The sequence below is a fragment of the Polymorphospora sp. NPDC051019 genome, assembly GCF_040683055.1.
GTDB classification, from domain to species: domain Bacteria; phylum Actinomycetota; class Actinomycetes; order Mycobacteriales; family Micromonosporaceae; genus Polymorphospora; species Polymorphospora lycopeni.
Genome location: NZ_JBFBCH010000012.1, coordinates 73,180 through 97,124 on the forward strand (window position 1 = coordinate 73,180; position 23,945 = coordinate 97,124).

Below are 23,945 nucleotides of genomic sequence, written 5' to 3' on the forward strand. Positions count from 1 at the left end.
AAGGGTCGTCGATGTCCCGTGGACGGACGGCTACCCGGCAGTCTCGGGAACCGGTGCCGCCGCCCGCTGCTCGGCCGTGAGCCCGTCGATCCGGGGCGTACGGGCGACCCAGCCGACCGCCGGCCGGGCGAAGACCGCACAGAGCAGGAAGATCCCCGCGATCACCCACCAGCCCCAGCCGCCGGTCTGGATCGCGAGCAGGGTCAGGCCGATCGGCGCGAAGATGTCGGCCACCGAACTGATCGTCTGGGCCGTGCCGATGTAGACCCCGCGCGACGCCTCCGGTGGAACGTCGGTCTGGAAGAACCACAGTGCCGCCGAGAACCACAGCTCGGTGGCGGTGATCAGCACCACGGCGAGGATGAGTACGGCGATCGTCCAGACGCCGCCGGTGATGCCGGACAACGCCGCCACCGGGCAGGCGATCGCGGTGACCAGGGCGGCCCGACGGAGCAGCCGGGCGGTGCCCGGCAGCGAGTCCGCGCCACGCGACGCCGGCACCTGGAGCGTGATCGCCAACACCGTGTTGAGGGCCAGCATCGCGCCGAGGATGGGCTTCGGGGCATCGGTGTGCGTGATCGCCCAGAGCGGCAGGATCTCGATGAGGATCACCGAGTGGAACATCATGATCGCGAGCAGGGCGGCGATCGAGACGTACGGGACGTCCTTGAACACCGCCAGCCGCGAGCGGCTGACCTCCTTGTCGTGGTGGACTACCGGCGCCGCCGGCAGCCGGGCCACGATGAAGGCGTTCAGCAGTGCCATCGCCGAGTTGAGCAGCACCATGGCGACGAGTGCGGCCGTGGAGTCGAAGGCCAGGACCAGGGCGCCGAGCCCGGTGCCGACGGTGAACCCGGCGTTGAGGTACGTCCGCGCGAAGGCCATGGTCCGCACCCGGTCCTTGGCCGGCAGCGCGTCGGCGGTGTAGATGGTGCGACCGGCCGTGGTGAACGAGTCGGTGGCGGCGGCCGCGACCATCAGCACGACGAAGCCCGCGAACGACGAAACCAGGGGATAGACCGCAAAGGTCAGGGCCGAGCCGATCGCCCCGATGACCCAGGCCCGCTGCCCGCCGATCCGGTCGGCGAGCGCTCCGAGCGGCAGCGAGGTGGCCACGCCGGTCAGCCCCGCGATTGAGAAGCCGGCCCCGATCTGCAGCGGGGTGAGCCCGAGGACATGGGTGAAGAACACGAGGCTGCCGGTGAGGAACGAACCGCTGCCGACGGCGAGCATGCCCGACTGGAACGCGATGACCCGCGGCAACCCCGACGGCGGCAGGAGTCTGGCTACGCTGAACCGGTTCCCACCCATGGTGCCGGTCAGACTACCCGGCGAAGCGCCCCGCCAATAGGTGTCGTCGGCCCGCCCCCGTTGTCATCGACGGGCCGACGACCCCATGCCTCACCAGCGTGGACGGTCCACCGTCATCGGCCGGCCCGGACCGTCTCCTGCCGGATCTCGTCCGGCCGGTACACGCCGTCGGCGTCGGCAGCCGGATCGACCACCGCGACCCGTACGGTCGTGTCGTCGTACCACGCCATCCCCACCGGCTGTTTCGGTACGGATTCGGCCTGCGGTGCCGACGGCCCGGCGATCACCGCGTCGGCACCGATCCCGCCGTCGGCGAGGTCGACGAGCGCGATCCGTACCTCCCCGGTCGCCTGTTGGTAGCTGACCGCCGCCCGGGCACCGTCGGGTGAGATCCGCACCTGCCCGAGCCCGGTGCAACGCAGCCCGGACAGACCGAACTCGACCGCGTCGGCGGTGCCCAGGTCGACGACCCGCAGCCGGCACGGATCCGCCCGGGTTCCGGCGAGCACCAGCCTCCCGCCGAGTACGTCGAGGCGGCCGATCGGCAAACGGTCGGGGAGGTCGCCCAGGACGGCCGCCGCCAGCAGTCGGCGCTCCCCACCGCTGTCGAGGTCGTGCTCGACGAGGCCGGCGGCCCGCCACAGGTACGCCACCCGCGCGGTCGCCGCGATGAGACGTACCTGCTCGTCTGAGGTGCCGACCGCCCTGCTCGACTCGACCACGCCACTTCCGGACACGACGACGAGCCGGGCCGGGGCGGAGCCCGCGTCCGGACCGGTGCCCACGCTCGCGGAGCCGAGCCCGACGAGCCGGCCGTCGGCCAGGGCGACGATCCGGTGCCAGCCGGCGAACTCCGGAAGCCGATGGTGGGTGATCGACGATCCCGGCAGCAGTTCGGCGATGCCGGTCGCCGGGCCGGCCGCGGACACCACGGAGATCGCGACGCCGGCTCCGCCGATCAGGAGCCGCTGGGCCGGAGCGGCGTACGCCCCGGCGGTCGTCGTCGGGCCCGCCGCCGTCGGCAGCGGCCCGTCGTCACTGCCGCGGACCGCCGTCGGCACGATCGCGACACCCACCACGACCAGGGTCCCGACCGCCGCCGCGGCCGACGTCATCCGCCGTCGGCGGCGCCGGCGCCACCGGTGTCGAATCTCCGCCGGATCACCCGCATGCATCGCGGCGACGGTCGCGGCCCGCCGTACCACTTCGGCGAGGTCGTCCGGAATCTGGCTCATCGGTCACTCCTCCAAGGCTTGCCGCAGCGTGGTCAGGGCGCGGGAGAGCCGGCTCTTGACGGTCCCCTCCGAGATCCCGAGGGTGGCCGCGGTCTCCGCGGTGGAAAGCTCCAGCAGCACCCGGCAGACCACGACACCGCGCTGTTTCAGCGGCAACCGCTCGACCGCGGCCCGGGCGGCCAGGGCGACCGGGTCGGGGCCAGCCGTCCGTGGGTGCAGCCAATCGTCGAGCCGGACCTGCTCCCGCCGGGCCTTCCGCCACCACGACGTCGCCCAGTTGAGCCCCACCCGGAACACCCAGCCACCCGGATTGTCCAGGCCACTGACCCTGCCCCAGTGCGCGTACGCCCGGGTCATCGCCTCGTCGGCGGCTTCCCGCGCGAGATCGTCGTTGCCGAGGGTCAGCGCGAGCGCCCGGTAGACCTTGCCGAGGTGGCTGCGGTAGAAGTCGGCGAACTCCCCGGTCCTGCCGGGCCGTCCGACCACCTCCGGCACCGGGTCGGTTTGGTCCGCGGCCGGGTCCGCGGCAAGGGCTTCCACACCCGGTACACGTCGGGGGCCGGGAGTCGGTTCCGATCGAACCGGTTCTCGGCGGTGCGACGGCGCGGCACGCCGGACACGCGGACGTCACCCGCGAGCGGATCGACGGCGCCGTCGGTCGGTGACCCGCTTCTCCTCGAACGGCTTGAACAGGCTGTGGGCTCGCGCCCGTACGACCGGTCGGCGTTCCGGTATCGGGGCGGGATTCTTGCCGGGGAAGCTCCGGAAACGAATGGGCCGAAAATCCGATGCTCTCTATCGGACATTCGGATGACGTCTCAGTGGTTGGACGTCCGAGGGCTGGCCGGACGGTCGACATCAGGCCACTGACCGGCCCTGACGTGGCCGTTCGAGATATTTCTCACCTGCGACATGGGCGTTACAGCCATTGATTCCAGATAATGTCTGTGGCCGATTTTCGTATTGGGGGTTGTCTGTTGATAACTGCAACGCGATGATCCTGTCTGGGCCACGGGGGTGGGGGCCCACCGGTGCCGATGGAAGGACAAATCCGTGAAGCGAGACACCCGACCTGTGCTGCCCGGGGACGGCGATACCGACTACGCGCGCTACATGCGTACCGACGTGTTACTCGACCTGCAGAGACGCCCCGAGGAGACAGTCCACCGCGACGAGCTGCTCTTCCAGGTGGTGCACCAGTCGGCGGAGCTGTGGTTCAAGCTCGCGGTCGCCGAGCTGACCGAGGCGATCGTCCGCGTCGACGCCGACGAACCCGCCCGGGCCGAATCGCACCTGGCCCGGGCCACCCTCGCGGTGCGGCTCGTCGCCGACCAGCTCGACATGTTCCGGCACCTGAGTCCGTCCGTCTTCCAGGCACTGCAACCGGCACTCGGCAACGGGTCCGGGGCCGAATCGCCGGGCTGGCGGCAGGCCCAGGCGGCGAGCCGCCAGCTCGGCCACGCGTTCCGCCGGCTGCTCACGGCACACGGCACCGACCTGCCCACGCTGTACGCCGGCAACCCCGCCGACCCGCTCTACCGCCTCGGCGAGGCGATGATCGACTGGGACGAGCAGGTGGCGCTCTGGCGGGTCCGGCACTACAAGATCGCGATCCGGGTCGGCAGCCACGGCGTCGTCGGCACCAAGGGCAGCCCGTCCGACATGCTGGCGCGGCTCATCGACTACCGGTTCTTCCCCGAGATCTGGCAGGCGCGGGCGGAAGTTGCCATGGGCGATGGTTCCCTTGCGTGAGCTGACGAACTGGCTGTCCAGCGGGGCCGACCCGGAAACCTTCCCCTATCTCGAGGTGGTCGCCGAGTTCCAGCGCACCGGCAAGCACTTCGTCGACAAGGAACTGCTCGCCCTGCTCGACCAGTGCCGGGCGGCGGCCGGGCCGGCCGGCCCGCTGCGGGCCTTCCTCGACATCGCCCTCGACAAGTGGGACGGCTGCTACGACTACCGGACCTACCTGGCGTTGCCGCTGCTCCGGATGCCCCGGGCGGACCGGGACACCAACGACCGGCTCCTCCTCCAACTGATCGCGGACGCGCTCGCCTTCGAACTGGCCGCCGAGACCGGCGACACCGACCTGTTGCCGGAGCAACGCCCCGAACCGGCCCTGGTCACCAAGCGCTACCGGCTCGGGCTGCGGGCGGCGTCGCCCGTACTGGCCCGTCTGGGGTTGCCGGCACCGCTGGGTGCCCCGCGGCCGGCCGCCGCGCTGCACGCGCTGGTGGTCGCCGACCAGAGCACCGACGAGGAACGTGACCTGCGGTTGAGCATGCTGCCGGTCTACGTCGTACACGACGAGTACATGTTCATCCGGGTGCTCCAGGCGTACGAGTGCACGTTCGCCTCGCTCGCCGCCGAACTGCGGTCGGCCGTCGCGGCGCTCGACGACGGCCTCGCCCGGCCGGCGGCCGACCATCTCGCGTACGCCCGCGACCTGCTCGACCAGGCCGGACCCCTGTTCTCGCTGATCGCGACCATGCAGCCGGACTCGTTCCGCACCTTCCGGCTCTACACCGAGGGGGCCAGCGCCATCCAGTCCCGCTCCTACAAGCTCGTCGAGGCGCTCTGCCGTACGCCGGATGAGTCCCGCCTCGAATCCCCCGCCTTCCGGTCGGTGCCGGACATCCGCGACCGGGTGCTGGCCGGACAGCCGTCGATCGAGCAGGCATACCGGGCGGCGGACCGGGCCGGCCGGCTGCCGGCCGCCGACCGGCAACCGCTCGACGAGCGGATGGCCGACTTCGCCGCGGCGCTGCTCCAGTGGCGCCAGACCCACTACCGGATCGCGACCCGGATGCTCGGCAACCGCACCGGAACCGGATACACCGAGGGCACGCCGTATCTGGCCGCCGTCCGTTCCATCCCGGTCTTCACCCAGGAAACCGGAGGCGAGCCCGAATGAGCGAGATCCGCGCCGAGTTCCCGCTCCTGGAAACCTGCGTATATCTCAACAGCAACTCGACCGGAGCGGTCCCGCGCGCCGCGGAAGCCGTCCTGGCCGGCTACTGGCAGACCCTGCGTACGTGGCGCGACGACGTCTGGGGCGGCTGGCACGAGGGCCTCGACCGGTACGCCGACGGGCTGGCGGCGTTCATCGGCGCCCCCGCCGGCAGCGTCGTCACCGACGCCAACCTGAGCACCCTCCTGGCCCGGATCGCGTCCTGTTTCGACTACCGGGCGCCCCGTAACCGGATCGTCACGACCGACCGCGAGTTTCCGACCGTCCCGTTCATCTGGCGGGCCGCGGGCCGCTACGGCGCCCAACTCGACGAGGTCGGCGACGGCGGCCCACGGATCGACCAGGACGCGCTGGAGAACCGGATCGACGAGCGGACGCTCCTGGTCTGCGTGCCGCACGCCAGTTTCTCCTCCGGCGCGACCGTCGACCTGGCCCGGCTGGTTAAGCACGCCCACGACGCCGGGGCACTGGTCGTGGTCGACGCGTTCCAGAGTGTCGGCATCATGCCGCTCGACGTCACCGCGCTCGGCGTCGACTTCGTCCTCGGCGGCTCGCACAAGTGGATGTGCGGCGTCGGCACCGCCTTCCTCTACGTACGGCCGGATCTGGCCCCCACCCTGCGACCGGCGGCGACCGGATGGCAGGCCGGCGACCGGGCACTCACGTTCCAGCCGTCGGCCGGCTTCGCCCCCGGCGCCCAGCGGTTCGCCGGCGGCACTCCGTACCCGCTCACCTCGCTGATCTCGCAGGTCGGCCTGGACCTGCTCAGCGGGGTCGGCATCGACGCCATCCGGCGACACTCGCTGGCCTGCACCGACCGGATCGTCGCCCGCGCCGAAGCGGCCGGCATCCCGGTGGTCAGCCCGGTCGAGCCGCAACACCGCGGCGGCGTCGTCTGCCTCGACGTCGCCGACGGCGAGGCGGTCAAGCGGCGGCTCGCCGCCCGCGACATGATCTGCAGCTGGCGCGGCTACCTGCGGATCGGTCCACACATCTACAACACCCTCGACGAGATCGACCGCTTCATGGACGCGCTGGAGGACGAATGTCGATGAGCACGGCACCGCTGTCCCACCGGGCGCTGATGAGCCTGCTCGCGAACGGCACCAAGGCCATGGACGTGCTGGCGACGGCCCTGGACATCGGGCTGCTCGACGCGCTGGAGAAGGGGCCGGTCAGCCTCGCCGAACTCGCCGACCGCTTCGACCTGCGACCGCTGCGGCTGTACAAGTTCCTCGACTGCCTGGAAAGTCTCGGCTTCGTGGAGCGGGAGGAGCCGACCGACGACATCGCCCAGGCCACCTACCGCGCCGACCAGGGGCTCGCGGCCGCCGCCGAGGCGGTCGTCGGGCCGAACGCCATCGAACGGGACCGCGACCGTTACCCGTGGCGGACGCTGCACGGCCGGCTCACCGAAAGCCTGCGCGGCGAGGTGAGCATCCCCGCCGACGACTTCGCCTTCCCACCGACCACGCCCGAGCAGACGGCCGCGTTCGAGCGGAGCATGGCGGTCGGGCTCGGACCGGTCGTCGAGACGTTCCACCGGCATGCCGGGCGGCTGTGGGCCGGCCGGCGCCGCCTGCTCGACATCGGCGGCGGCGACGGTACGCTCGCCGCGCGGTTGCTCGACCACACCCCGGACCTGGCCATCGACGTCTACAACCTGCCGGCGGTCGCCCCGTTGGTCGAGCAGACCCGGAGCCGGAGCGGCCACCCCGACCGGCTCGGGTTCGTGGCCGGTGACTTCCTCGCCGAGCCGCTACCGACCGGCTACGACGCGATGGCCTTCGTACGGGTACTGCACGACTGGGCGACCCCGGTGTCCCGCCGGCTGGTCGAGAAGGCGTACGCGGCCCTCCCGCCGGGCGGGTTGCTGCTGATCTGTGAGGAGTTCCGTACGCCGGACCGGCTGGCGATGCAGTTCTTCTGGACGTACTTCCAGATCGGCGCCGACAGCTCCGTCAGCCGGCTGCGGGAGGTCGACTTCTACACCGGGCTGCTGGCCGAGACGGGCTTCGACCGGATCGCCGTGCTGCCGGGCACGTGGGAGGTGGTCGTCGCGTACAAGCCCGACGACCGGACGGCGGGCGGGCCGCCCGTGGCCGGGGCGGGGCGGACGTAACCGCCCGTACGCGTTCGGGCCCGTCCGGTCGCCGACCGGGACGGGCCCGAACCGGGCGGGGGCTCACATGTTGAGCAGCAACGTGCCGATGATGGTGCCGATGACGGCGGCCGCGACGCTGGCGGCCGCCGCGTACCAGCCCAGCGGCTTGTCGCCGAGGACCGCGCCCACGACGCCGAGGACCAGGCCCAGGACGCCGAACAGGAGCGGCGACAGCAGGAGCGCGAGGCCGGCGAACACGAACGCGACGATCGTGCAGATGCGGGCGGCGGAGGTGCGGGACCGGGCGGGGCTCGTCAGGTTGGCCATTGCCGTCTCTCCTTCGAGGACACTCTTTTCGGATGCCGGCCTTCGTACCCATCCGGCCCGGGACGTACTCCTTCGACAGATCTCGATGTCCGAGGTGATCGTCGGCGCCGTCCGGTCGCCGAACTGATCGTTTGCTTTCGGGTTAACTCTCGGATACCCGCCGATCGACGGTTGACGGCGGATGGTTCCAGCATCGAGAATCGGCGTAGTTTTGACCGCACATTGACGCGGTGCCCCTGGGGAAAGCGGGGCCGCGCTCACCTTGCCGCGTTCACCTTACCGCCTTCACCTTTCCGCCGAGATGGCGTGTCGGATGCGTGTCGACCTGCTTCCGAAATGGACTGTCGCGATCTCGCCTGTCGATCCGTCGGTGGCACTGAAAAGAATCTGTGGCGTTGTCCGGATGTGCCGGCTTGAACGTGCTCTCACGGTCTGTCCGAAAAGTGACTTGATCCGCTCTGGCCTGCTGAAACTTGAGGCGGACCGCCGGGGCGACGGAGGGTGTCCGTCGGGCGCGCAGGGCTCCGGCCAGCACTTATGTCAGAAGACTGAAAGATTTGATCACTAAAACAGTGATCAATGGTTAACCGTTGCTGTGCTGCGGGTGGGGCGGTAGAGTCCAAAACCGAGGCCGGTTGCCGCGGCTTCACTTCACCTGGCTATTTACGTCCCCTCAATTGCGAGGCCCGTTCCAGAAAAGCGCCGTCCTCCGATTCTCCTGGGGGGATATGTCCATGCCGAATCCGCGCGATTCACTGGCCGGGCAGGTCGGCCACGTGGACCGCCCGGAGCAGCCCGCCGAGGTCAACGGCGACCTCACCACCGGTGTCTTCCGACGGTCGCTGCGGGGTCGTAGCCCACAGGTGAGCGCCGGTGCCTTCGTGGCGCCGACCGCCGTGCTCGCCGGTGACGTACGCGTCGCCGACGGCGCCGTCGTCCTCGACGGCGCGGTCGTCACGGCCGAATCCGCCCCGGTCGTCCTCGGCGAGGAATGCATCGTGATGGAGAACGCGGTCATCCGGGGCGCCGGACGACACCCGGTCGACATCGGCGGACGCACCCTCATCGGTCCGGGCGCGCACGTGACGGGAGCCCGGATCGGGGCCGAGTGCATGGTCGCCACCCGCGCGAGCGTGTTCAACGGTGCCCGGATCGCCGACGGCGTCCTGATCGCCGTCGGGGCGATCGTGCACGTCGGCACCGTCCTGCCGGAGGGCGCGGTGGTGCCGATGCAGCACATCGCCGTCGGCGACCCCTACCAGGTCTTCCCGCCCCAGGAGGCGAACGCGGCACACGACCTGGTCGACCGGATCGGGTTCACCGCGGTCGCCTTCGACCACGACACCTCCGGCCTCGACCTGCGGCAGTGCATGTCCTGGCTGTGCGGCGTCTACGCCCCCGCACTCCGCCGTACCCACGCGACGTGAGGAGCACCGTGTCCAAGCTGTTCCTGCTCGGTATCGACGGGCTCCCACCCGCGACCCTCCGGCGTTTCGTCGAAGAGGGGATCCTGCCCAACTGCGCGAAGCTCTTCGCCGACGCGGCGAGTCTCGACGTCATCCCCACGCTGCCGGCCCTGACCTCGCCGGGCTGGCAGACGATCGCCTCCGGCGCGCATCCGGGCACCCTCGGCGTCAGCAACATCCTGCTGCCCACGCTCGGCCGGGCACCCGACCACATCCGCAACGGTTTCGACCGGACCCTGTCCCGCGGTGAATACCTCTGGGAGGTGCTAGCCGCCGAGGGCGAGCCGGCGATCGTGATGAAGTATCCGGGCAGTTGGCCTCCGAAGGTCGAGGCGGACCACCTGATCCAGGTCGACGGTGCCGGCGGATACGCCGACATCACCTGCTCCTTCGAAGAGGTCTCCTCCACCTGCTATGCCTGCGGCTTCGAGATACCGACCTCGCAGGCCCAGGGCTGCTGCTCGGTGCCGCACGGCTACGACGACCACTGGCGGGTCGACAGCGCCACCGCCTCGGGCTGGAGCCCGGTCGTTGCCCGCGACCCGCTCAACTGGACCGGGCTTCCCGGCGGCACGACCCCCGGCTTCGAGACCGTCCTCACCCTGACCCCGGCCGGCCAGCGCCGCCGCCGGCTGCTGCACGCGCTGGCCCACACCGTCGACGGGCAACCCCGGCTGCTGGTCGGCACCACCAAGGACCACGGCGACCGGATCACCGAACTCGCCGTCGGCCAGTGGTCCGACTGGATCCACGACGAGTCCGGCCGGGGCGGCTACGCCTACCGGCTGAAGCTGCTCGAACTCGACGTCGAGCGCCGCGTGCTGCGCCTCTACCGCAGCGAGGGACACCGCACCTCCGGCTTCACCCGTCCCGCCCGGTTCGCCGACGAGTTGCTGCACGAGGTCGGACCGGTCGCGGAGTGGACCGGCACCTTCGACTTCATGAACGGCCTCATCGATCTCGACACCCAGCTCGAGATCTACGACCAGCACACCCGGTGGGTCGAGGAAACCCTGCGGCAACTCGCCGGCCGGCAGCCGTGGCGGGGCGCCTTCGTGCACTGGCACGTCGTCGAATACGCCCACCACATCGCGGGTGCGGCCCTCGACCCCGACCACCCGCGGCACGACCTCGACCAGGAGCGTTACCTGTCGTTCCTGCGGGACACCTACCGGCTCCTCGACCGGCTGGTGGGCACGGTCGCCGAACTGGTCGACGTCGACGACACCCTGGCCCTGGTCAGCGACCACGGCCACGACACCGTCCACAGCCTCTTCTTCATCAACGACTTCCTGCGTGAGCGGGGCTTTCTCGCCACCGGGCCGGACGACTCCATCGACTGGTCCCGGACCCGGGCCTACGGCCTGTTCCCGGGCCTGATCCTGGCCAACACGACCAGTCGGTGGTCCGGGGGCATCGTCGCCGAGGAAGACGTCGAGTCGCTGCGGCAGGAAATCGGCGCCGCCCTGCGGGCACTCGTCGACCCGCGGACCGGCCGGCCCGTCGTCAGCGCCGTGCTCGGCCCGACCGAGCTACGGGCCTACGGCCAGCACGGCGAGACCGCCCCGGATCTCTTCTTCGCGATGGACAAGGGATACGAACCGGCGACCCGGCTCCGGCACGACGCTCCGGCGCTGTTCGAACTGACCATCCCGGGAGCCGAACTGACCAGCGGCCACGGATCGTTCCACCCCACCTCCGCGTCGGCGGCGACGCTGGCCCTGATCCGCAACCCCGCGCTGCGGGGTGGATCGGTCGGTCGCTACCCGGTGTCGATGGTGGATCTGGCTCCGACATTCGCCGCGCTGATGGGTGTCCGGTCGCCGCAGGGCTGCGACGGCCGGCCGCTCGACTTCGACGCCTGCGGCCTGACCATTAAGGAAAGCGCGGAATGAAGTCCCAGGAGAGCCTGTTCACCGCAGCCATCGAGTCCGCACACATCTTCGACAACGCCGTCCGCGAGGTGTCCCAGACCTCCGGCCTGCTCTCGGCGCTGACCCATTTCCAGACGGTCGACGACGTCGTACGCCGGCTGGCCTTCCGGGCCGAGCGCACCGAACAGGTACGGCACCTGCTGAAGGTCCTGGTCGCCACCGGCGCCGCCGAGGAACGGCAGATCAAGGGCCAGACCGTCTACCGCGCGGTCAAGCAGCCGGCCACCGCGCTGCCGGAGCGCTACCAGCCCCGCTACGAGAACCTGACCTCGTGGTACGGCGAAGGCCACGCCGAGCTGATCCGTAACGGCAACAAGGGCATGCTCGGCGACGACCTGTCGTTCATGCGCTCGCCCGACGCCGCCATCGCGTTCAACCGCGATTTCGAGCACGCCTGGCGCACCAACCTGCAGAACCCGCTCTACGAGTTCGGCCGGATGATCGCCGTACGCGAACTCGCGTCGCGTGGCCACCGCTTCCTCGACCTGGCCTGCGGCCCCGGTTTCGGGGCGATGCGGCTGGCCGAGTTCTCCGAGCAGCCCGCCACCATCGTCTGCGTCGACAAATCGGCGGACTTCCTCGACATCGCGCGGACCAACGTCTACCCGCAGGCGTCCGTCACGTTCATCGAACGCGACCTCAACACCGGCCTGCCGCCGGTCGTGCCCGGCTCGTTCGACGGCGTGCTGTTCAACGGCGCCTTCCACTTCATGCAGGACCAGCCGGCCCGGCTGCGGGAGATCTGGCAGGCGCTACGGCCCGGCGGCGTCTTCGTGCTCGGGCACTGCTTCAGCTACAGCGGCTTCGCCGACGAGGCGATGCACGACTTCTACTTCTCGCTGCTGCGGGACAAGGCATACGTCCTGCCATGGGCCACCCTCAAGGACGTCGTCACCGAGGTCGGATTCTCGATCTTCAAGGAGCTGCACCGCGGCAGCCACAGCTACCTCATCGCCGAACGCCCTGTCGGCGCCATCGGCCCCGCGATCCAGACCGACTTCACCGACCTGGCCGCCCAGGTGAAGGTCCTCGGGGGTGATGCATGCCAAGAGCAATGATCATCGGGCTCGACTGTCTGGTGCCCGACGTGCTCGAGGCGCCGATGGACGCCCTCATGCCCACGGTCGCCGGCCTGGCCCGGCGCGGCATCGGCGGCGTACTGCGCAGCACGCTGCCGCCGATCACCGTACCGGCCTGGACCAGCATGCTGACCGGCCGCGACCCCGGCGAACTCGGCGTCTACGGCTTCCGTAACCGGCGCAGCTTCGGCTACGACGACCTCGTCATGGCCAACTCGACGTCGGTGCGCCTGCCCCGGCTGTGGGACCGGCTCACCTCGGCCGGCCGGCCGAGCATCGTCGTCGGCGTACCGCAGACCTCACCGCCACCGGCCATCGACGGCGTGCTGGTGTCCGGCTTCGAAGGGCCGATCGCCGGCGGCACCTACACCCACCCGGCCGGCCTCACCACCGAGATCGAGCAGGTGGTCGGCGAATACCTCTTCGACATCCCCGACTTCCGTTCGGCGGGCCTGCCCGACGTGCTGCGGACCGCCCGGCTGATGACCGAGCGCCGCTTCACGCTCATGCGCCACCTGGTGACCACCCGCGACTGGGACTTCGCGATGCTCCACGAGATCGCGCCCGACCGGATGCACCACTGCTTCTGGCGCTACCACGACGACCAGCACCCCGGCCACCCACCTGACTCGCCCTACCGCGACGCGATCCGCGACTACTACCGGTTCCTCGACGAGCGGGTCGCCGAACTGATCGACGCCGCCGGACCCGAGACGGCCGTGCTCGTCGCCTCCGACCACGGCGCCACCGCCATGCACGGCGGCGTCTGCGTCAACGAGATCCTTCGCGCGGCCGGGCTGCTCACCCTGCACACCGAGCCGGACGGACCCACCCCGCTGACCGCCGGCATGGTCGACTGGTCCCGCACCAAGGTCTGGGGCGAGGGCGGCTACTACGCCCGGATCTTCCTCAACATCGCCGGCCGCGAGCCGGCCGGCATCGTCCCCCGCGAGCAGGTGCCCGAACTGATCGACCAGCTCCGCGAGCTGTTCGGCGTCACCGACCTCGGTCCCGCCGGCATCCTGCGCAACGCCGTACACACCCCCGCCGAGCTGTACCGCCGGGTCCGCGGCATCCCGCCGGACCTGCTGGCCTTCTTCGGCGAGGAGAAGTGGCGGGCGATCGGCAGCGTCGGCTTCGGACAGACCTGGGTACGGACCAACGACACCGGCGTCGACGAGGCCAACCACTCGCGGAACGGGATGTTCGCCCTCGCGGCCCCCGGCCTGCAAGCCGGCGCGCCGCGCACCGCCTCCATCCTCGACGTGACCCCGACAATGCTCGACCTGCTCGGACTCGAACCCGACCCGACCCTGCCGGGGGAGAGCATGCTCGCCCACCAGCCGCTCGCGCTGGTGGCCGACCGCGGCGAGGTGGACGCATGAGCGAGCGGGGCGAGGGAATCAGCCGGCCCAGGAGCAGTCAGGCAACCGCCGAGCGGAGCGAGGTGGGTGCATGACCACGGCGGTGCAGCAGCTACGGTGCTGGGCCGAGCTGGCGGACGACCGCCCGCCCTACCAGTCCCCGCAGTGGTACACGGCGGCCGGCTGGCTGCCCCGTACCCGGCTGCTCACCGCCGGGCCGGCGGCCGTACCCGTCTGGACGCTGCACCGCGACCGGGGCCCGCACTACTTCCACGACCCCGTGGAACTGGTCACCGGCCGTCGTGAGGAACCCTTCCTGCGCGACGACCGCGAGTTGGCCGCCGCCGTACGCCGGGCCACCGCCGACGCCTCGGTACTGCTCACCATGAGCCCGTACGGCTACCGTGGCGGCGCCCTCGGCGGGCGGCACGCCAGCCCGGCCGACCTGGCCGAACTCGTGGCCCGGATGCTCGACCACGCGAGGGCGGCCGGTGCCTCGATCGTCGCCTCGCACTACCTGTTCGACGAGGACGACGACGCCTGGCTGACGGCGCTGACCGAGGCCGGCGGACTGCGCCTCGTGACCGGTGCCGACGCCGTACTCGACGTCGCCTGGCCCGACCTGGCCGGCTACTGGCACTGGCTCGGGCAGTCCCGCCGGTCGCTGCGCCGGGGCCGCAACATCCCCGACGGACGGCTCGACTGGGAGGTCACCGAGGCGGCCGGGCTGCCGGAGCCGCAGCGGGGCATCCCCGAACTCCTGCGCGGGTACGCCACCCGGTTCGACCCGGTGGCCCCCGCACCCGCCGCCCTGTTCCAGGAACTCGCCGACGGATACACCCTGCCGCGGACCGTGCTCTCGGTCCGTGAACCCGGCCGGCCCGCCCGCAGCGCCGCGGTCGTGCTCCGCCGGGCCGACACCCTCTACGCGAAGTTCTTCGGCAGCGGCGACCCACGCGCCGACTACCTGCCGCTGGCCTACCCACGACTGATCTCGTACGCGATCGACCGGGGCTTCCGGCGCATCGAGTACGGCGGCGGATCGCACCAGGCCAAGCTGATGCGCGGAGCCCGGCTCCGGCCGTGCTGGGGCGTCCTGTTCGTCCTCGACCAGCGGCTGCGGGCCGACCTCGAGGCGCTGGCCGTCCGGGTGTCGACCCGCAAACAGGCGTACTTCGCCGATCTCGTCCAGAGCTGGCAGGTCGCAACCCTGCCGGTAAATCCCGCGTTCGCGGGCAGTGGTCTTCACGGATCGTCACCAGGAGGCAGCCAATGAGTTGCAGCAGCGAGGACGCGCGCTTCGCGGTCCAGCAGGTGCCCAACGAGCGTTGGCGCCAGGCCACCGCGGCCAACCTGGCCGCCGACCATCTCAACGGCTACGACCTGTGGACGATGGCGTTCCTGGAGGGCCGTTCGGACTGGGAGGAGACGCGGGACTTCCTGCTCTCCGCCTCCCGCGACGAACTCACCGAACTGGTGGAGAAGACCCGCGGCGAAAGCCTCGCGTTCCTGGTCATGATGATGACCGGCGCCTGCAACGCCGACTGTCCCATCTGTTTCACCGACCGTCGCCGCAAGCGCGGCGAGACCACCGTCGAGCAGCGCGACCGGTTGCTGCGGGAGGCCGCCGGGCTGGGTGCCGGCTACGTCTACGTGCCGGGTGAGGGCGAGCCGACCATCGACCGCGGCTGGTGGCAGTTCCTGGAGACCTGCAAGGACACCGGCCTGGAGGCGATCGTCTTCACCAACGGGCTGATCTTCTCCGACTCGGCGACCAGCGAGAAGTACTGGGGCTGCCAGCCGGAGGAGGCCATCGAACGCCTCGCCGACTACCCGGTCTCGTTCTACGTCAAGATGTGGAGCACCGAACCCGAGCTGGTCGGCCGGATGATGGGGATCAACGCCGACAAATACCGGTTCACCGACTACGACGGCGTACGGGTGCCGCTGGGCATGGCCCGGCTGCTCGACCGCTACCCGCGCCAGCGGCTCGGCATCGAGGTCGTCGTCGAGGGCCGCAACGCCGACGAGGTCGTCGACACCATCGTCCCGTTCGCCGAGCGGCACGACCTCTCCCGCATCGTGGAGATCATCCAGCATAACGGGCGGACGCTCGGCAACCCCACGTACGACCCGACGCCGGCCCAGGTCGCCCGGGCCACGCCCCTGCTGAGCCCGACCAGCTGCACGGTCGCCACCTGCAAGGCGGTGGTCACCTCGCGCGGCTACCTCTCGCCCCGGATCGCGATCCTGGAGACGCAGTTGCCGACCGGCGCCCGGCACATCGACGACGGTTCGCTGTGGGACCTGCTGCACGGCACCGACTACCTCGTACAGCGCCGCTACGAGCAGAGCTGCCTGTGCGAGAGCGAGCCGGTGTCGCTGGCCGAGGCCGGCACCCCGACCCTGATCGGCCCGCAGAGCGTGGTGCCGCCGCAGCTCGCGGACCTGATCGACCCGATGCGGCCGACCGCGACCGCGACGGCCAACGACTTCACCAGCACCAGCACCGTCGCCGACCTTCTCGGCGGCCGGGTCGAGCACGGCACGGTCGTCCGCGTCGTCGGCCGGGCGCTGCCCGTCGGCCCCGGCCTGGTCCAGCTCGCCGACGGGCCGGACACGGTCTCGGCCAGCGGCGTCGAGGTCGCGGCGTACTCCTGGGTGGGGGTCGAGGGGACCTGGGACGGCCTGCTCGGCGCCCTGCGGGCCACCGACACCACGGTGATCAAGGAGTCGATGCGGCAGCCGATCAGCCGGGTGGTGTCGGAGTTCGCCATGGTCCGGCAGCCGGAGCTGCTGCGTTCCGTGATCGACCGCTCGGCCCTGACCGCGCTGCTGCGCAACCGGCTCACCGAACGCGGCTACCTGGAGGTGAGCACGCCGATGCTCACCGTCAACGGCGACATGGGACACGTCAGCCAGGCCCAGACCGAGCCGGTCCTCGGCCGCCGCTTCCACCTGCGCACCGACCCGGAGGAATACCTCAAGCGATACCTGACCGCCGGACTGCCGGCCGTCTTCGAGGTCTCCACGAACGTTCGCGCCGACAAGCCCGGCGACTGGCACCTGGTCGAGTTCCAGTCGGTCGAGTACTACCGGCGGCTGATGACGCTCGACGAGTCCATCGAGGTCGCCGACGAACTGGTCCGCGAGGGTCTGCGTGCGTTCGGTCCGCCGATCACCTCGTGGTCCGGGGTGATCCTGCACCCGGACCGGCCGTTCAACCGGATGCGGTACGCCGAAGCGTTCCAGAGCGTCCTAGGCGTGGACCTGTCGGCCGAGGAGTGCGCCACCGCCAACGGTCTCGCCGCGGCCCTCCGTACGGCCGGCTGCGAGATCGAGGTGCCCGAGCAACTCGTCGGGTGGCGCCGGGCCTGGCTGGAGGCGGCCTTCGACGGACACGTCCTGCCGAAGATCCGGCAACCGCTGTGGATCACCCACTTCCCGGCCGAACTCGCGGTGCAGGCCCGGCTCGACCAGGCCGACCCGCGCTACGCGCTGCGGGCCGAACTGTATCTGCCCGGCGGCCTGGAACTGGCCAACGTCTACGAGAACCTGGTCGACGGCGCCGAACTGCGGGCGCAGTACAACACCAGGCGCAGCCACCGGGTGGCCGCCGGAATGTCGCACGTGGCCACCAACGAGGCGCTGATGACCAGCGCCGAGGCCAGCATGCCGCCGATGTCCGGCGGCGCGATCGGCATCGACCGGGTGCTGATGGTGGCCCTCGGCCACGCCAGCGCCGGCGGCGGTCTGCTCTTCGGCCGGGAGGGGTTCGCCGAACTCAAGTCCGAGCACTCGGTCTGCGGCAGCGACGGCGGCTGCGGGAGCTGTGGCGGGGGATGTCGTTGACAGTCACCGTCCAACTGCTCGACACCCCCGACGCGGGTGAGGTGTTCCGTGCCGGCGCCGCACATCCCGTACTCGGTGAACTGATCGATCTGGGCACCTCGGCGGTGCTGGTGGTCGAACCCACGACCACGGTCGCGGCGGCGGTCACCGACTGCTGCGCCGCGCTCGGGCCGGACGTTTCGCTGACCCGGTCGGCCGGGCCGCTGCCGGCCGGCCTGCGCGACGACCTGGCGACCCGCAGCGGCAAGGGGGCGGTCTTTGTCGTACTGCCGCTGTCCGAGGCCGAGGCGCTGGTGGTGGCGGCCGGCCCCGACCTGCCGTCGATGGGGCCGCTGCCGTCGTGCGACCTGGAACGGTTCCGGGCGAGCCTGCGCACCGCGCTCGGCGACCCGCAGGAGGAGAGCCTTTTCACCGAACCCCACTTCGACACCGACCAGGACGAGGAGCGCCGGCTCAATGAGCGTCTTCGCCAACTCTATGGAGACTGACCGGGGCCGCCCGGCCCGGTCGGTGGGGCGGTGAACGTGCAGACCACCGAACTGGTCGGGCTGCGGATGGCGACCGTCGGTGTCCGGGAGGCGCTGGACACCGACTGGTCGGGCCACCAGTCCGACATCGACCTGATCCGGGTCGACCGGCCGGACCCCGGCGCCTGGGCCGACCTGGCCGCGGCCGGTTTCGTGGTGAAGCCGGACCGGGTCACCTGGCTCGCCGACACCGGCGCCGACGAACGCGACTTCCTGTCCCGGATCTCCCGCAAGGAGCGCGAGGGGGTGTCCAAGGCCCGCCGCGCGGTGGCCGCCGCCGAGCTGACCTGGCGGCAGGCACCGCTCGACGAGGCCGGTTGGCACGCGTTCCTCGGGCTCTACACCGACGCGGTGTCGCGGCTGCGCAACGGTCTTCCGGTGGCCGGCGCGCACTGGGCGGCCATCAGCGCCAAGCTCGACCGGTTCTTCCTGATCGGCGCCTACCGGGGCGACGACCTGCGGGGCGCGGCGATCGGCGAGTTCTGCTCCGAGGCCGCCGTCACCCGGGTCCGGTTCTCCGCCGTCGCCGGCGAGCAGCGCAACGCCAGCCTGTCCCGGGTGATCTACCTGGAGGCGGTGCGGGCCGCCCGCGAGGCCGGTTACCCCCGGGTCACCCTCGGCAACGACCCCAACCTGTACGGGCACCTGGTGATGCCCGGCCTCTTCGCGTTCAAGGCCCGTCTCGGCTTCGTCCCGGTGCCGTCCACCCTCGTCGACCCCGCCGACGGATGGGACGTGGCCGACCTGCTGCTGTCGATGAAGCCGCTCACCGACCCGGCGTTCATGCTCGGCTACCCGGCCACCGGAAAGGGACCCGACCTGGATTTCCACTTCTTCAGCCGGACCGACGACATCGACACCCGACTGTTCACCACCTGCCGGCCGGCGCCGACCCACGCGCACCGGATCGCCTAGAAAGAAACGAGGAGCATTCCATGGTCGGTATCGACTGGTCGAGCCTGGCACGGTCGCTCGACGGAGAGTTGCTGCTCGACAGCGATCCCGCGTACGAGTGGACGCGCAAACCGTTCATCGCCCGCTTCGATGAGATCCTGCCGCAGGTGGTGGTCATGTGCGCCACGCCCCAGGACGTGATCGAGGCGCTCGCGTTCGCCCGGCGCAACGACATCGACTTCGCGGTACGCAGCGGCGGCCACTGCTTCGCCGGCTACTCGTCCAGCCGGGGCATGGTCGTCAACGTCACCCCGATGGCACAGGTCAAAGTGGACGGATCACGGGTCGAGGTCGGCTCCGGCATCCGGATCGGCGCGATGACCAACGCGCTGATCGACCACGGACTCGTCGTACCCGGTGGTTCCTGCCCGTCCGTCGGCGTCGGCGGCACCACCCTCGGCGGTGGCATCGGAGTCCTCGGCCGGCTCTACGGGCTGACCCTCGACCACGTGGTCGGCGCGGAGGTGGTCCTCGCCGACGGCACCGTCGTCACCGCGGACGCCGAGCGCCACCCGGACCTCTTCTGGGCGCTGCGCGGCGCCGGCGCCGGCAACTTCGGCGTGGTCACCGCGTTGACGTTCGACGCCCGGCCGGCACCCCGGATGACCAACTTCTACATCGAGTGGGACTTCCAGGACGCGGCCGAGGTGTTGAAGGCCTGGCAGCGGTGGGCCCCGTCGGCGCCGGAGGAGATGACCGCCGGCCTCGGCTTCACCGCCATGGACGACCTCGACGAGCCGGCCGTCGCCGAACTCTTCGGGGCGATGGTCGGCACCGAGTCCGACGCGATGAAGCTGATCGGCGAACTCGTCGAGCGCTGCGGCCGGGAACCCGCCCGGGTCAACTGCCGCGAGATGGACTACCGGGAGACGGCGCTCTACCAGGCCGGCCTGCTCAGCGCGGTCAACAACCAGGTCGTGGAGACCCCGCAGGGGCAGATCGAACGGCAGGGCTGCCGGTTCACCAAGGGCGAGTTCTTCGACGGCCCGATCGCCGACGAGGCGATCGACCGGCTGGCCGAGGTCTTCGTCGCCGGCCGCACCGCCGGCGAGGTACGCGGGCTGGAGTTGGCGCCGTGGGGCGGCGGATACGCCCGTACCGACCGGCACGCGACCGCGTTCGTCCACCGGGACACCTCGTTCAGCCTCAAGCACGCCGTCATGGTGACGCCGGAGGCGTCGCAGGGGGCGAAGGAGGCGGCCTACCGGTGGGTGACCGAGTCCTGGTCGGCGGTGCACCCGTGGGGCAGCGGCCGGGTCTACCCGAACTTCCCCGACCCCGACCTGACCAACTGGGGCGACGCCTACTACGGCGAGAACTTCGCCCGGCTCAAGCGGATCAAGTCGCAGTACGACCCGCAGAACCTCTTCCGGTTCGAACAGTCGATCCCGCTGGGCTGAGGACGGCGGAACCGGCCATGGCGACGACCCCGACGACGAGGTCCCGGCTATCCGGCCGGGCGGTGCGCGAACAGATACGCCCGCTCGGTCGGCGCCTCGATGCCCGGATACGGCTGGCGCCGCATCCGGGCCCGCACCTCGAAGCCGGCTTCGGCCAGGCAGTCCGCCACGTCGTCGGGGTCGAACAGGTGGCCGTCGAACGACACCGGCCGGTCGAACCAGGTGTCGACGTGCAACTGGCCGGCGCCCACGTGGAAGGCGAGCAGCAGGATTCCACCCGGCCGCAGCACCCGGTAGAACTCGGCCAGCGCCCGGGGCAGCACCGGCCGGGGCAGGTGGATGACGGAGTAGAGCGACAGCACGCCGGCCAGGCTGCGGTCGGCGACGGCGAGCCCGAGGATCGAGCCGGCGCGGAAGTCGAGCCCCGGATGGCGTTCCCGGGCCAGGCGCACCATCTCGGGCGACAGGTCCACCCCGAACACGGGCAGGTCACGGTCGGCGAGATGGCGGGTCACCTGACCGGGGCCACAACCGAGATCGGCGACCGGGCCGTCGACGCCGGTGGCGCGTACCTGGTCGGCGAAGCCGTCGATCAGGGCCCGGTCCAGGGGCTTCTGCGCGAGTTCGTCGGCGAACTGGTCGGCGTACGGCTCGGCCACCGTGTCGTAGGCGACCCGGATCCGGTCGAGGAGCGCATCGTCGGGATCGATGTCAGGCGGGGTCACATCCGCTGACGGTACCGAAGAACCACGAACCACGCGGAAGGGATCACATGCACGAGCACACGGTCGACAGGGACGGGCGCCAGCTCCACGTGGTCGAGGACGGCCTGCCGGAGGGCTGGCCGGTCGTCGTCCACCACGGCACCCCAGGTGCGCCGCTGCTCTGGCCCACCTGGTCCGACGACGCCCGGCGGCGGGGCATCCGCCTCCTCGGGGTCGCCCGCCCCGGCTACGCCCGGTCCACCCGGCTGCCCGGGCGCTCGGTGGCCGACATCGCCGCCGACGTCGCCGCGGTCGCCGACGCGCTCGGCATCGACCGGTTCGCCACCTGGGGTGTCTCCGGCGGCGGGCCGCACGCCCTGGCCTGCGCCGCCCTGCTCCCCGGCCGGGTCACCGCCGTCGCCTCGCTCGGCGGGCTGGCCCCCTGGGACGCGCCCGGATTCGACGTACTCGACGGCATGCGCGAGGACAACGTGGCCGAACTGGTCGCCGCCCGCCAGGGAGCGGAGGCGCTCAACCCGCTGCTCCAACCGACCGCGACCGCGATGGCGACCGCCGACCGGCAGGACCTCATCGACCAGCTCGACGGGTTTCTCGACGAGGCCGACGCGCAGGTCGCCCGGACCGGGTTCGGCGGCCCTCTCGTCGACGGCATCCGGGCCGGGCTGCGGCCCGGCCTCGACGGGTGGTCCGACGACGACCTCGCCCTCGTCCGGCCCTGGGGATTCGACCTGACCGCGATCACCTGCCCGGTCGGCGTCTGGCACGGCAAACAGGACGCCATGGTTCCGGCGGCCCACGCCGACTGGCTGGCCGCGACGCTGCGGGCCGAACGGATCGACCTACCGCCGACCGACGGCCACCTCGCCGTGCTCGCCCACCGCGTCACCGACGTCCACGCCTGGCTGCTCCAGCACCAGTAAGCCCACCGGAGGGATAGACCATGACCGACGACCCGAACCGGGCCACGCTCGTCGAGGGCTGGGCGGAGGACATCGACACCTTCAACCCGGTGCTCGTGCAGGACACCTTCAGCTCCCTGGTGTCCGGGCTGTGCTTCGAAGGGCTGCTGACCTCCGACGCCGACGGCAACCTGCTGCCCGCCCTCGCGGTCGAGGTGCCCACCGTCGAGGCCGACGGGCGCACCTACCGCTTCGCGCTGCGCGACGGCCTGCGCTGGTCGGACGGGACGCCGCTGACCGCCGACGACGTGGTCTTCACCTACCGGCTGATGATCGACCCGGCGTACGGGGAGCTGCCCTCACCGCACCGCGGCGAGCTGACCCGGCACCTGGCCGACGTCTCCGCCGCCGATCCCCGCACCGTGGTCTTCCGCACCCACCGGGAGTACGCGCCGTTCCTGACCGGCCACGCCCAGCACGGCATCCTGCCCCGGCACGTCCTGCCGGAGCCCACCGCCGACGCGGTGGCGAACCTCGACGGCTACAACACCGCCCCCACGGTCGTCAGCGGCGTCTTCGCGGTCACCGAACGCACCCCGGACGAGATCCGCTTCACCCGCAACCCCAACTACCACCGGGGGCCGAGCCAGCTCGACGGGTTCGTCTACCGGATCTTCCCGACCGGCCTGGCGGTCGCCGACGCGCTACGCGCCGGCACCGTCGACGTCGGCCTGGTCGACCCGTCCCGGCTCGGCGAACTCGCCGGGGTGCCGCACCTCGACACGACCGTCATCGACCTGCCGACCGGCAACTTCTACGCCTGCCAGCTGGATCCGGCCACCCCGGCCGGCCGCATCCTCGGCGACGTCCGGGTCCGCCAGGCGCTGCTGCTGTCGGTCGACCGGGAGACGATGGTCAAGGAGGTCTACCTCGGGCAGGCGAGCGTCGCCGACTCGGTCCTGCCGCCCACCTCCTGGGCCTACGATCCGGGCGTCGAGCCGCGCTACCCCTACCAGCCGGAGCGGGCGGCGGCGCTGCTGGACGAGGCCGGCTGGCGGCCGGGGCCGGGCGGCGTACGCGAACGCGACGGCGAGCCGCTGCGGTTCGAGGTCGTCGCCGGCACCAACACGAAGGCGTGGGTCGACACCGCCCACGTCCTCGCCGAGAGCTGGCGTCGCCTCGGCGTCGACGTCGAACTGACCCTGCTCGACTTCGGCGAGCTGATGGGCAAGGTCGTGCAGCGCCGCGACTTCGGCGTCTTCCTGCTCGCCTACACCTGGGGTCAGGACCCCGACCAGTCGGAGCTGTTCTCGTCGGCGGCCATCGAGGCCGGGTTCAACTGCTCCGCCTTCACCGACCCCGAGGTCGACTCGGTGCTCGACGCCGGCCTCGGCACCGTCGACCGGGCCGAGCGGCGCCGGATCTACCACCGCTACCAGGCCCGGATGGCCGAACTCGTCCCGGCGCCGATGCTCGTCTTCCTGAAGGGCATCTACGGGATCAACCGCCGTGTGCACGGCTACCGGGTCGGCACCCACAACCAGTTCGCCGCCCGGCCGTGGATGCACCAGGTACGGGTGGTGGACCGGTGACCCGGTTGCGGCGCGGCCTGCTGCTGGTCGCGTACGGCCTGCTGGTGCCGGTCGGGGTCGTCGTACGCCTGCTCGGCGACCCGCTCGGCGTGCGCCGGCCACCGACGGGCACCAACTGGCGGCCGGCCCGGCCCGGGCCCGCCACCCTGGACGGCGCCCGCCGGCTCAACTGACCGCCGTCCCTGCGATCCGGCCCCGGAGCACA

21 protein-coding genes are annotated in these 23,945 nt (G+C 71.2%); 16 read left to right on the plus strand and 5 right to left on the minus strand.

The genetic code is table 11. The features are described from left to right. Positions 1 to 30: 30 nt before the first annotated feature. The 3 genes from AB0M79_RS21415 to AB0M79_RS21425 all read right to left on the minus strand — a co-directional run bounded on the left by AB0M79_RS21415 (position 31) and on the right by AB0M79_RS21425 (position 3,086). Positions 31 to 1,311 (minus strand): MFS transporter, encoded by a 1,281-nt coding sequence (locus AB0M79_RS21415; protein WP_364216335.1) that lies wholly within the window; start codon positions 1,309 to 1,311, stop codon positions 31 to 33. Positions 1,312 to 1,424: 113 nt separating this feature from the next. Then, positions 1,425 to 2,546, minus strand: a complete 1,122-nt coding sequence (locus AB0M79_RS21420; RefSeq protein ID WP_364216338.1) for a hypothetical protein — start codon at positions 2,544 to 2,546, stop codon at positions 1,425 to 1,427. 3 nt (positions 2,547 to 2,549) lie between these two features. Beyond that, positions 2,550 to 3,086 (minus strand): sigma factor-like helix-turn-helix DNA-binding protein, encoded by a 537-nt coding sequence (locus tag AB0M79_RS21425; RefSeq protein WP_364216341.1) that lies wholly within the window; start codon positions 3,084 to 3,086, stop codon positions 2,550 to 2,552. Positions 3,087 to 3,599: 513 nt separating this feature from the next. On the opposite strand from AB0M79_RS21425, the gene AB0M79_RS21430 reads away from it, so the two are divergent. The 4 genes from AB0M79_RS21430 to AB0M79_RS21445 are packed head-to-tail and all read left to right on the plus strand — an operon-like array spanning position 3,600 to position 7,639. After that, the gene (locus AB0M79_RS21430) at positions 3,600 to 4,298 is read left to right on the plus strand and encodes a tryptophan 2,3-dioxygenase family protein (protein ID WP_357538785.1); all 699 of its coding nucleotides are present in this window, start codon (positions 3,600 to 3,602) and stop codon (positions 4,296 to 4,298) included. After that, complete coding sequence (locus AB0M79_RS21435) at positions 4,282 to 5,460, plus strand: tryptophan 2,3-dioxygenase family protein (protein ID WP_364216345.1); 1,179 nt, start codon at positions 4,282 to 4,284, stop codon at positions 5,458 to 5,460. Before AB0M79_RS21430 ends, AB0M79_RS21435 begins: the two co-directional genes overlap by 17 nt. Continuing rightward, positions 5,457 to 6,572: an aminotransferase class V-fold PLP-dependent enzyme gene (locus AB0M79_RS21440; RefSeq protein WP_364216348.1), complete on the plus strand. Its 1,116-nt coding sequence runs from the start codon at positions 5,457 to 5,459 to the stop codon at positions 6,570 to 6,572. The genes AB0M79_RS21435 and AB0M79_RS21440 overlap by 4 nt, the downstream gene beginning before the upstream one ends. After that, the gene (locus AB0M79_RS21445; RefSeq protein ID WP_364216351.1) at positions 6,569 to 7,639 is read left to right on the plus strand and encodes a methyltransferase; all 1,071 of its coding nucleotides are present in this window, start codon (positions 6,569 to 6,571) and stop codon (positions 7,637 to 7,639) included. The genes AB0M79_RS21440 and AB0M79_RS21445 overlap by 4 nt, the downstream gene beginning before the upstream one ends. Positions 7,640 to 7,702: 63 nt before the next feature. On the opposite strand, the gene AB0M79_RS21450 is transcribed toward AB0M79_RS21445, so the two are convergent. Next, complete coding sequence (locus AB0M79_RS21450; RefSeq protein ID WP_357513187.1) at positions 7,703 to 7,948, minus strand: hypothetical protein; 246 nt, start codon at positions 7,946 to 7,948, stop codon at positions 7,703 to 7,705. A gap of 734 nt (positions 7,949 to 8,682) precedes the next feature. On the opposite strand from AB0M79_RS21450, the gene AB0M79_RS21455 reads away from it, so the two are divergent. The 9 genes from AB0M79_RS21455 to AB0M79_RS21495 all read left to right on the plus strand — a co-directional run bounded on the left by AB0M79_RS21455 (position 8,683) and on the right by AB0M79_RS21495 (position 20,524). Next, positions 8,683 to 9,375 (plus strand): hypothetical protein, encoded by a 693-nt coding sequence (locus AB0M79_RS21455; protein WP_364216355.1) that lies wholly within the window; start codon positions 8,683 to 8,685, stop codon positions 9,373 to 9,375. After that, entirely contained in the window at positions 9,372 to 11,309 is a 1,938-nt protein-coding gene (locus AB0M79_RS21460) for an alkaline phosphatase family protein (RefSeq protein ID WP_364216357.1), read from the plus strand. The genes AB0M79_RS21455 and AB0M79_RS21460 overlap by 4 nt, the downstream gene beginning before the upstream one ends. Then, on the plus strand, positions 11,306 to 12,406 hold the full coding sequence (locus tag AB0M79_RS21465; RefSeq protein ID WP_364216360.1) for a class I SAM-dependent methyltransferase: 1,101 nt from the start codon (positions 11,306 to 11,308) through the stop codon (positions 12,404 to 12,406). Before AB0M79_RS21460 ends, AB0M79_RS21465 begins: the two co-directional genes overlap by 4 nt. After that, on the plus strand, positions 12,391 to 13,812 hold the full coding sequence (locus AB0M79_RS21470) for an alkaline phosphatase family protein (RefSeq protein ID WP_364216363.1): 1,422 nt from the start codon (positions 12,391 to 12,393) through the stop codon (positions 13,810 to 13,812). The genes AB0M79_RS21465 and AB0M79_RS21470 overlap by 16 nt, the downstream gene beginning before the upstream one ends. Positions 13,813 to 13,882: 70 nt before the next feature. Further along, the gene (locus tag AB0M79_RS21475; protein WP_364216366.1) at positions 13,883 to 15,067 is read left to right on the plus strand and encodes a hypothetical protein; all 1,185 of its coding nucleotides are present in this window, start codon (positions 13,883 to 13,885) and stop codon (positions 15,065 to 15,067) included. Next, on the plus strand, positions 15,064 to 17,643 hold the full coding sequence (locus AB0M79_RS21480) for an amino acid--tRNA ligase-related protein (protein WP_364216369.1): 2,580 nt from the start codon (positions 15,064 to 15,066) through the stop codon (positions 17,641 to 17,643). The genes AB0M79_RS21475 and AB0M79_RS21480 overlap by 4 nt, the downstream gene beginning before the upstream one ends. After that, positions 17,634 to 18,131 carry a hypothetical protein gene (locus AB0M79_RS21485; protein ID WP_364216372.1) on the plus strand — a complete coding sequence of 166 codons (498 nt, stop codon included), beginning with the start codon at positions 17,634 to 17,636 and terminating at the stop codon, positions 18,129 to 18,131. The genes AB0M79_RS21480 and AB0M79_RS21485 overlap by 10 nt, the downstream gene beginning before the upstream one ends. Before the next feature lie 30 nt (positions 18,132 to 18,161). Then, complete coding sequence (locus tag AB0M79_RS21490; protein ID WP_364216375.1) at positions 18,162 to 19,085, plus strand: hypothetical protein; 924 nt, start codon at positions 18,162 to 18,164, stop codon at positions 19,083 to 19,085. A gap of 20 nt (positions 19,086 to 19,105) precedes the next feature. Then, positions 19,106 to 20,524, plus strand: coding sequence for an FAD-binding oxidoreductase (locus tag AB0M79_RS21495; protein WP_364216378.1), 1,419 nt, complete (start codon positions 19,106 to 19,108; stop codon positions 20,522 to 20,524). A gap of 47 nt (positions 20,525 to 20,571) precedes the next feature. Here the strand turns inward: AB0M79_RS21495 and AB0M79_RS21500 are convergent, their stop codons facing one another. Beyond that, positions 20,572 to 21,249, minus strand: a complete 678-nt coding sequence (locus AB0M79_RS21500) for a class I SAM-dependent methyltransferase (RefSeq protein ID WP_364216381.1) — start codon at positions 21,247 to 21,249, stop codon at positions 20,572 to 20,574. Between the two features lie 47 nt (positions 21,250 to 21,296). Between AB0M79_RS21500 and AB0M79_RS21505 the strand changes: the two genes are divergently transcribed. From AB0M79_RS21505 to AB0M79_RS21515, 3 genes are read left to right on the plus strand one after another with little or no spacing between them, the layout of a single operon-like run. Next, positions 21,297 to 22,169: an alpha/beta hydrolase gene (locus AB0M79_RS21505; RefSeq protein ID WP_364216384.1), complete on the plus strand. Its 873-nt coding sequence runs from the start codon at positions 21,297 to 21,299 to the stop codon at positions 22,167 to 22,169. A gap of 20 nt (positions 22,170 to 22,189) precedes the next feature. Beyond that, entirely contained in the window at positions 22,190 to 23,740 is a 1,551-nt protein-coding gene (locus AB0M79_RS21510; RefSeq protein ID WP_364216387.1) for a peptide ABC transporter substrate-binding protein, read from the plus strand. After that, a complete protein-coding gene (locus AB0M79_RS21515; protein ID WP_364216390.1) occupies positions 23,737 to 23,913 on the plus strand; it encodes a hypothetical protein in 177 nt (58 codons plus the stop codon). The genes AB0M79_RS21510 and AB0M79_RS21515 overlap by 4 nt, the downstream gene beginning before the upstream one ends. Positions 23,914 to 23,945 lie beyond the last annotated feature (32 nt).

What these genes read in the sequence shown, in the direction of transcription:
- AB0M79_RS21415 (WP_364216335.1), bottom strand. Translation starts at nt 1,311, where the DNA reads ATGGGTGGGAACCGGTTCAGCGTAGCCAGACTCCTGCCGCCGTCGGGG.
- AB0M79_RS21420 (WP_364216338.1), bottom strand. Translation starts at nt 2,546, where the DNA reads ATGAGCCAGATTCCGGACGACCTCGCCGAAGTGGTACGGCGGGCCGCG.
- AB0M79_RS21435 (WP_364216345.1), top strand. Translation starts at nt 4,282, where the DNA reads ATGGTTCCCTTGCGTGAGCTGACGAACTGGCTGTCCAGCGGGGCCGAC.
- AB0M79_RS21440 (WP_364216348.1), top strand. Translation starts at nt 5,457, where the DNA reads ATGAGCGAGATCCGCGCCGAGTTCCCGCTCCTGGAAACCTGCGTATAT.
- AB0M79_RS21445 (WP_364216351.1), top strand. Translation starts at nt 6,569, where the DNA reads ATGAGCACGGCACCGCTGTCCCACCGGGCGCTGATGAGCCTGCTCGCG.
- AB0M79_RS21450 (WP_357513187.1), bottom strand. Translation starts at nt 7,948, where the DNA reads ATGGCCAACCTGACGAGCCCCGCCCGGTCCCGCACCTCCGCCGCCCGC.
- AB0M79_RS21455 (WP_364216355.1), top strand. Translation starts at nt 8,683, where the DNA reads ATGCCGAATCCGCGCGATTCACTGGCCGGGCAGGTCGGCCACGTGGAC.
- AB0M79_RS21465 (WP_364216360.1), top strand. Translation starts at nt 11,306, where the DNA reads ATGAAGTCCCAGGAGAGCCTGTTCACCGCAGCCATCGAGTCCGCACAC.
- AB0M79_RS21470 (WP_364216363.1), top strand. Translation starts at nt 12,391, where the DNA reads ATGCCAAGAGCAATGATCATCGGGCTCGACTGTCTGGTGCCCGACGTG.
- AB0M79_RS21475 (WP_364216366.1), top strand. Translation starts at nt 13,883, where the DNA reads ATGACCACGGCGGTGCAGCAGCTACGGTGCTGGGCCGAGCTGGCGGAC.
- AB0M79_RS21480 (WP_364216369.1), top strand. Translation starts at nt 15,064, where the DNA reads ATGAGTTGCAGCAGCGAGGACGCGCGCTTCGCGGTCCAGCAGGTGCCC.
- AB0M79_RS21485 (WP_364216372.1), top strand. Translation starts at nt 17,634, where the DNA reads ATGTCGTTGACAGTCACCGTCCAACTGCTCGACACCCCCGACGCGGGT.
- AB0M79_RS21495 (WP_364216378.1), top strand. Translation starts at nt 19,106, where the DNA reads ATGGTCGGTATCGACTGGTCGAGCCTGGCACGGTCGCTCGACGGAGAG.
- AB0M79_RS21505 (WP_364216384.1), top strand. Translation starts at nt 21,297, where the DNA reads ATGCACGAGCACACGGTCGACAGGGACGGGCGCCAGCTCCACGTGGTC.
- AB0M79_RS21510 (WP_364216387.1), top strand. Translation starts at nt 22,190, where the DNA reads ATGACCGACGACCCGAACCGGGCCACGCTCGTCGAGGGCTGGGCGGAG.